General features: G+C 59.9%; 7 protein-coding genes and 1 pseudogene. 3 read left to right on the top strand and 5 right to left on the bottom strand.

The genetic code is table 11. The features are described 5' to 3' along the window. Both ACESMW_RS18030 and ACESMW_RS18025 read right to left on the bottom strand, forming a co-directional pair. Positions 1-404: pseudogene (locus ACESMW_RS18030) on the bottom strand (antiporter); the annotation flags it as partial. A 255-nt stretch (positions 405-659) separates the two neighbouring features. Beyond that, positions 660-1,811 carry an NnrS family protein gene (locus ACESMW_RS18025; RefSeq protein ID WP_372988362.1) on the bottom strand — a complete coding sequence of 384 codons (1,152 nt, stop codon included), beginning with the start codon at positions 1,809-1,811 and terminating at the stop codon, positions 660-662. A gap of 80 nt (positions 1,812-1,891) precedes the next feature. Here ACESMW_RS18025 and ACESMW_RS18020 point away from each other — a divergent pair, with 80 nt between their 5' ends. Next, positions 1,892-2,449 carry a Yip1 family protein gene (locus ACESMW_RS18020; RefSeq protein ID WP_372988361.1) on the top strand — a complete coding sequence of 186 codons (558 nt, stop codon included), beginning with the start codon at positions 1,892-1,894 and terminating at the stop codon, positions 2,447-2,449. Here ACESMW_RS18020 and trhA read toward each other — a convergent pair whose 3' ends face one another. Continuing rightward, positions 2,450-3,115: a PAQR family membrane homeostasis protein TrhA gene (trhA, locus tag ACESMW_RS18015; protein WP_372988360.1), complete on the bottom strand. Its 666-nt coding sequence runs from the start codon at positions 3,113-3,115 to the stop codon at positions 2,450-2,452. It lies immediately after the preceding gene. 222 nt (positions 3,116-3,337) lie between these two features. On the opposite strand from trhA, the gene wrbA reads away from it, so the two are divergent. After that, the gene (gene wrbA, locus ACESMW_RS18010) at positions 3,338-3,937 is read left to right on the top strand and encodes an NAD(P)H:quinone oxidoreductase (RefSeq protein ID WP_372988359.1); all 600 of its coding nucleotides are present in this window, start codon (positions 3,338-3,340) and stop codon (positions 3,935-3,937) included. Between the two features lie 72 nt (positions 3,938-4,009). Here the strand turns inward: wrbA and ACESMW_RS18005 are convergent, their stop codons facing one another. Beyond that, on the bottom strand, positions 4,010-4,720 hold the full coding sequence (locus ACESMW_RS18005) for a Crp/Fnr family transcriptional regulator (protein WP_372988358.1): 711 nt from the start codon (positions 4,718-4,720) through the stop codon (positions 4,010-4,012). Positions 4,721-4,977: 257 nt separating this feature from the next. Between ACESMW_RS18005 and ACESMW_RS18000 the strand changes: the two genes are divergently transcribed. Continuing rightward, complete coding sequence (locus tag ACESMW_RS18000; protein WP_372988357.1) at positions 4,978-5,895, top strand: AEC family transporter; 918 nt, start codon at positions 4,978-4,980, stop codon at positions 5,893-5,895. Here ACESMW_RS18000 and ACESMW_RS17995 read toward each other — a convergent pair. Next, positions 5,892-6,551, bottom strand: coding sequence for a cation transporter (locus tag ACESMW_RS17995; protein WP_372988356.1), 660 nt, complete (start codon positions 6,549-6,551; stop codon positions 5,892-5,894). The genes ACESMW_RS18000 and ACESMW_RS17995 overlap by 4 nt on opposite strands. Between the last annotated feature and the right edge of the window lie 208 nt (positions 6,552-6,759).

The following is a 6,759-nucleotide window of genomic DNA, read 5'->3' as shown; positions in this document are numbered from 1 at the left end:
ATATCGGAGAGCAGTGCCAGGGCCTGGAACACGATAAACGGTGTATCCGGGTTCATCAGGGCGATGCCGGTGCCCAGCGCCGGCAGCATCAGCAGTGCCGTGGTCAGGAAGACCGTATTGCGGCCGCCGGCAATCTTGATTATGAACGAAGCCGGAATCCGCAGGGTGGCGCCGGAGAGACCGGCAATCGCGGTCAGGGTGAACAGCTGGTCCACCGTGAACGGGAAGCCCAGGTTCTTCATCTGGGTGGTGATCATGCCCCACATCAGCCAGATGGCGAAGCCCATCAACAGGCTGGGGATGGAGATCCACAGGTTACGGCTGGCAACGCGCTTGCCCTCCCGCTCCCAGAACTCTTCACTCTCGACATCCCAGTGTTCGATGTCTGCGTTGGTTTTGGCCATTTTCTGCTCCTTGATTTACTGCCCTGGCACCACGGAACCCCGTGGTTCTTTGGGTTTGGTGTCATTGTGCAAATCAAGTGGCAGAACCATTCTTGATATTCATCAAGGAAACGGTTTATCGAATTGTGATCGCAACTCTTGGCTTGGTTTCGCTGTCTCAATAGCCTGTTAAAGGTCTTTAAAAACAAGTGTTTGCAAGAGTGATATTTCCAAAGTGGTAGCCTGCGAAGACCCTGGCGCAGAAGGGGTAGCCAATCATTTCCGACGGTTGTGAGCGGGCCGGTAGAGGGTCAGAAGCTGCAGGGCGACCCCGAGATAGGTCGCGCTCCATAGCCCGGCAGACAGCCACAGCCAGCCGGGGCTGGTGAAGGGCGTGGGGCCGGTGAGGTAGCGGAAAACCGCGGACAGCCCGAACAAGGCGGCCAGGCTGATGGGTTGCCAGCCCGGTGGCGGGCTGCGCGAGGCCCGCTGCCAGGCCAGCCGCAGCATTACGTTGGCGGACAGCGTGCCCAGGGCTCCCACCGTAATCAGGTGCAGGGCCGGGATTGCGGGGATGCCGGCGAGCAGATGGGTGCCGGTCACCGCGGCGCCTGCGGCAAGCCAGAGATAGCCGGTCGCAAACACCAGCAGGTCCGGGCGCTCCGGGCAATGCCACAGGCGCCATCGGAGGACCCTGACAGTAATCAGAAAAGCTGCGGGCAAGAGTACCGCGCCGGCCAACTGCTCGGTAACTTCCCTCAAGGCGAGGCCCATGGCCACGATCAGTAGCACAATCAGCGCCCCTTCGATTCTCGGCTGGACTCGGGCCTCAAGGGGAATACCTTTCTTTTCCAGGGTGCCGGCAACCGCCGGGGCAATGATCCGTCCGCCCATAAAGGTCATTAACAGCAGCAAGCCCAGAACCGCGGATTGAAGGAGTCGGGTCCGGCCCGGAATCAGACTTTCGGTACTGACCACCCCTACGAGCCAGAAAAAGGGCGCCATCAGGCACAGCACCAGGATCAGGGGGCCGGCTATCTTGTTACGCCATTTCTTGGCAGCGTTGAACCGGGGCACCACGTAACGGGCCAGCAGCAGGGCAAAGGCGGGGCTCAGCAATTGAGCGGGCCAGCTGTCCGGAGCCAGCAGCCAGGAGATTCGTGCCAGTAGCCAGAGGGTGAACAGGGTGGCCAGTACCCGGCGAGGCTGGGGTCCGAGTGTATATCCGGCAATCAGTGCCAAAGCAAAGCCGAAGATCAGTTCATGACCGTGGCCTGCTGCAAGCAGGCCGGGTGGCCAGCCGGTGCCGGATAAGACCCCGTGAATGGAAAGGGGCACAGCCAGGGCAGCAAGAATGGCAGCAGCCGGAAAGAACAGCCAGAACGCATGAATATTTTTAGCGGGGCGGGCGGACTTGTCCGAGGTCATCTGCTGTCCTTGACCGTTGGGTGGTGCAGGGCTAACAGTTAAAAGTATCGGAGGCTGATCTGTAAAGGTGCATTATGAATATGACACAACTTGCCCGTCTGCCATTCTCCGGCAATGGCGCCTGGTCGGAACTGCGGCGCCTGAAGCTCTCCATTCCTTTCCTGGCCTGGGTCGTGGTGGTACCCATGTCATTCCTCCCGCCGGTCCTGCTCTATTACGCCGGCACCCAGTACGGGGACAGCTTTATTCAGGGCTTCGGTGGTAAGGAATGGCGTTTCATCACCACGATCCTGTTCCTGGCGGAGCTGCTCACGTTCTTCGTCATGGGGTGGCTGATCCACGCCGTGCTAGAGAGCCACAAACTTGAAGTCAGTTACCAGGATGCCTATCTCCTGGCCGCCATCGCGCCGCTGCCCCTGTGGCTGTCGTCATTGGCGTTGCTGGTGCCGGCGCTGGCGGTAAGCGTGGTAGCGGTGTTTGCGGGGCTGTTCCTGTCCTGCGCGTTGGTATATCAGGGGTTGCGTTCTATCTGTGACCGTAAGGACAACGACGTCGAAATGATGTCGGCCACCTACACCATTATGGCCGCGTCCCTGCTGGCCTGGGGTGTGCTGATGGCGATGGTCTGGGCGTTCTGATCAGGCCGTGTAAGGCAGAACGCCGTAATAGATCGCGCTGAAGTGACAGGCGCTGCCGCCGATCACGAACAGGTGCCAGACCGCATGCATGTAGGGGATGCGGTCCGCCAGATAAAACGCCACGCCGGCGGTGTAGACAATGCCGCCGGCGATGGTGAGGTTCAGTGCGGTTTCACTCAGACTGGCCACCAGGTCCGATGAGGCAAAGGTGATCAGCCAGCCCATGGCAATGTAGATTCCTACCCGTGCCAGCTTGAATCGGTTCTTGAAGATGACCTTGAGAATTACCCCGGTCAGTGCCAGTGACCAGATCACCGCAAACAGGGTCCAGCCCACGGTCCCCCGCATGTTTACCAGAAGGAACGGTGTGTAGGTGCCGGCGATCAGCAGGAAGATGGCGCAGTGATCCAGGGTTTTGAAGGCTCGCTTCAGCTCCGGTCGCCGGGCGCCGTGATAGAGCGCCGAGGCCAGGTACAGGAGAATCAGGGACGCCCCGAAGATACTGAAGCTGACGATTTTCCAGGCATCGCCCGACTGGCTTGCGCCGGCAATCAGCGCCACGGTGCCGATCACGCTGAGCAGGGCACCGATGCCATGGGTGGCGCTGTTCAGCCACTCCTCGATGCGATGGTGAATGGAGTCAACGGTCTGTTGTGTCTGGGTCATTGCTGGGGATTCCGGATTAGCCATGGGTCTAAGGTACTTCAGCGTACACGTGTACGCAATGGTTCCGGGTGAACATTGCGTACACGTGTACGCAATGGTTCCGGGTGAACATTCCGTGACCATGTTCAGAAAAACTGAACAAGGCATCGGAAAACTTCCGGTTTCATGGTCATCCAGCTGGCAGTAACCTTCCGTATATATTGAAACAACGGGAGGTTACCGATGGCGAAAGTTCTTGTTCTTTACCATTCCATGTACGGTCACATTGAAACCATGGCAGAAACCGTGGCCGAGGGTGCGCGCAGTGTTGAAGGCGCGGACGTGGTGATCAAGCGGGTGCCGGAAACCATGCCGGAGCAGGCCTTCCTGAATGCTGGTGGTAAGGCGGACCAGGAAGCCGCGGTTGCCGATCCACAGGAACTGGCCAACTACGACGCCATCATCTTCGGCACGCCGACCCGCTTTGGCAACATGTCCGGCCAGATGCGCAACTTCCTGGATCAGACCGGTGGTCTGTGGGTCGAAGGCAAACTGCACGGCAAGGTGGCAAGCGTATTCGCCTCCACCGGCACCGGCGGCGGCCAGGAACAGACCATTACCTCCTTCTGGACCACCCTGGCCCACCACGGCATGGTCATCGTGCCACTGGGCTATGGTATTCCGGAGTTTTTCGACATTTCGGAGACCAACGGTGGCACCCCCTATGGTGCGACCACCATCGCCGGCGGAGACGGTTCACGTCAGCCGAGCGAAAAGGAAATCGCCATTGCCCGTTTCCAGGGCAAGCATGTGGCTGAACTGGCGGTGAAGCTTCACGGTTAATCGATATTGCTCTGCAAAGCGTTGAGCGGTTTTGGGCAGTCAGGGTTCCTGGCTGCCCTTTTTTGTGCTGAATCAGCTAGCGGCCCTGTCAGCGGCACCGGTTTTCAGCCGCGAGAATGTTGCCGGCACCACCCCCACCCAGGACGCCAGCTGGTTGTCCGGCACCCGTCGAACCAGCTCCGGGTACTCTTCCAGCAACAGCTTGTAGCGTTCACTCGCCGGCATGGTGTGTTTGCGGAACTCCCTCATGCTGGTCAGCTCCGCCAGTTCTTCGGTCAGCGCCAGGGCAAAGCGGGGCCACAGGCCATCGCCGTGGGACTGGATGGCAGATCGGAACGCGGCAAAGTCCGCGACCCAGAGCGTGGCCGGTGTGCTGGAGGTCAGGCACAGGGTATTGCGCACCGTGCGGCTGCGGCCAAACACCGGCCATACCAGGTCACCCTCGGAGAAAAAGTGGTGTACCGCAACCTTGCCGCTGGGTGCTTCCCGGAACAGCCTCAGGATGCCGTACTGGATGAGATAGACATTCGCCCAGGGGGAATCGTGTTTTTCCAGGTTGGTTTCTGCATCGATCCGTTGCTGATGGAACAGGCGGGTCAGATCACCGAGAAACCTTGCCTCCGGGCTGTGCTGGTCGTCACCCAGACGGATACCGAACACGCGGCAGAGGCCGTTAAGCAGGGCGACCTCGGCGGGCGCGCTGTCCTGCTGAATGATGTCAGGGTTGTTTTCGCCCAGCATGCAGGGGGCGGAGGAGGCGTCTGGCCTGAAGATGCTGTTCATGGTTCTGACCCCGATTGGACTATGGGTCAATTATGGTATCAGAAAAGCATCTTTTGAAATGACTTAAATCATTAAGGCTTTTTTACTGAGTCGATAAGGATTCGGGTTTCTGTCGGAGGGCATCCTTATAAGGCAGGGCTTTTACCTTATCAGCCGAGACAAAGTAAACCACTCCCGCACAGCAGAGTTACCTGTAGATGGGGAGGTGATAGACTTCGCCCGCTGACGACCTTCAAACCTCTTGTCCGGAGTCTTCAATGGCCGCTGCGCTGGCGTTATTCCTGAAGCTGATCCCCCTGTATGTCACGGTTGCCCTGGGCTGGGTTGCCGGTCGCTACCTGGAGGCCAGTGGCAAACATATCGCCGGGATCATGCTTTACATCGTGACCCCGTCGGTGGTGTTCTCGGGAGTCATGGCGGCGCCGCTGTCACCGGAGGTCGTCCTGCTCCCGTTTCTGGTCTTTGCGATCTCGTCGGTTCTGGGGATAGTCCAGCTGAAACTGGCAAGGCGGGTGATCACCGACGGTAGCGCCAGCATCATTCCTCTGTGTGTGGGCTCCGGTAATACCGGTTATTTCGGGGTGCCGGTGGCTCTGCTGCTGTTCGGGGAAGAGGGGCTGGGGCTGTATATCGTATGCATGCTCGGCACCACGCTGTTCGAGAATTCGGTGGGGTTCTATCTGGCAGCAAGGGGCCGCTACGACCTCAAGGATTCACTGTGGCGGGTAGTAAAGCTGCCATCGGTGTATGCCTTTCTGGCGGCGGTGGCGCTCAACCTGGCCGGTTACCGTATCCCGGACATCTTTGTGCCCCTGTTCGACAACCTGCGCGGCGCTTACAGCATCCTGGGCATGATGATCATTGGTATGAGCATTACCTCGTTCCGGGGGCTGGCCGGTAATATCCGCTTCACCGGCCTGGCCTTCTTCGGCAAGTTTGTGGTCTGGCCGCTGGTGGCGGTTCTGTTCTGGTGGCTGGACGCCAACATCCTGGGCATCTACGACACGGCCGTGCACCAGGCCATGTTCCTGATCTCCATCACGCCGATCGCGGCCAATACGGTCGTGATTGCGACCCTCCTGGATACCGCGCCACGCCAGGCGGCGGGTACGGTACTGCTGACCACCCTGTTCGCCCTGGCGTTCATTCCGGTGATGATTTCCCTCGCGTTCTAGTGGCCGCCGTTTGATGAATTGCTGGTGGCGGGTTTCACGCTGAAGGCCCGGGCCTCGGCGATATCCTTGCGGGCATGGCGCACCACGCCGATGCCGGAGGTGAGAGCGAGGGTGCCCATGATGGCCGCCACGATCAGGTCCGGCCATGCCGTTCCGGTGCCAAAGACGCCGAGGGCAGCGCCCATCACCGCCAGGTTGCCGATGGCATCGTTACGGCTGCACAGCCACACGGAGCGCATGTCCGAGTCCCCCTCCCGGAAGCGGAACAGCATGACGGCGACACTCACATTGGCTGCCAGCGCCAGCAGACCCACGGCGCCCATGGTCAGCGGTTCCGGCGTGATTCCGCTCTGGGCTACCCAGATGGCCCGGGCCCAGACTGCAAGGCCAAAGGTGGCCATGGTGAGACCCTTGATCATGGCGGCCCGGCCGCGCCAGAGCATGCCCATCGACAGGACGCTCAGGGAAAGGATGTAGTTGGCACTGTCGCCAAAGAAGTCGATGGCATCGGCCATCAATGAGACCGAGCCGGACTGGATGCTGGCAATACCCTCCACCAGGAACATTGCAAGGTTCACCCACAGGGCGATCCAGAGAGCCTTGCGGAAGCCGGGGGCGGGGGATTTGGGTTCGGGAGCCGAGCAACTGCAGGCCATGATGTCCTCCTGTGGTCAGTTGCCTATAGTAAAAACCCTGTAGCAGCTACAGGGTCAATCCCCGGAGTCGGGTCCCTGGAAATCGTCAGCTGTGGCCCTGGCCGTGGGTACCAGGTACGTGGTTGTGGTCACTGGCCATGTCCAGTTTGTCGAGCTCGGAGGTCAGCCCTCCGAGTATGCCGCATTCGCTGACCGTGCCCCCGTCACT

The organism is Marinobacter sp., assembly GCF_041690455.1.
Taxonomy (GTDB): domain Bacteria; phylum Pseudomonadota; class Gammaproteobacteria; order Pseudomonadales; family Oleiphilaceae; genus Marinobacter.
This window is presented reverse-complemented; position numbering and strand designations above follow the sequence as displayed.

Excerpts from the sequence above, each read along its gene's own strand:
- ACESMW_RS18025 (WP_372988362.1), bottom strand. The coding sequence starts at position 1,811 with ATGACCTCGGACAAGTCCGCCCGCCCCGCTAAAAATATTCATGCGTTC.
- ACESMW_RS18020 (WP_372988361.1), top strand. The coding sequence starts at position 1,892 with ATGACACAACTTGCCCGTCTGCCATTCTCCGGCAATGGCGCCTGGTCG.
- trhA (WP_372988360.1), bottom strand. The coding sequence starts at position 3,115 with ATGACCCAGACACAACAGACCGTTGACTCCATTCACCATCGCATCGAG.
- wrbA (WP_372988359.1), top strand. The coding sequence starts at position 3,338 with ATGGCGAAAGTTCTTGTTCTTTACCATTCCATGTACGGTCACATTGAA.
- ACESMW_RS18005 (WP_372988358.1), bottom strand. The coding sequence starts at position 4,720 with ATGAACAGCATCTTCAGGCCAGACGCCTCCTCCGCCCCCTGCATGCTG.
- ACESMW_RS18000 (WP_372988357.1), top strand. The coding sequence starts at position 4,978 with ATGGCCGCTGCGCTGGCGTTATTCCTGAAGCTGATCCCCCTGTATGTC.
- ACESMW_RS17995 (WP_372988356.1), bottom strand. The coding sequence starts at position 6,551 with ATGGCCTGCAGTTGCTCGGCTCCCGAACCCAAATCCCCCGCCCCCGGC.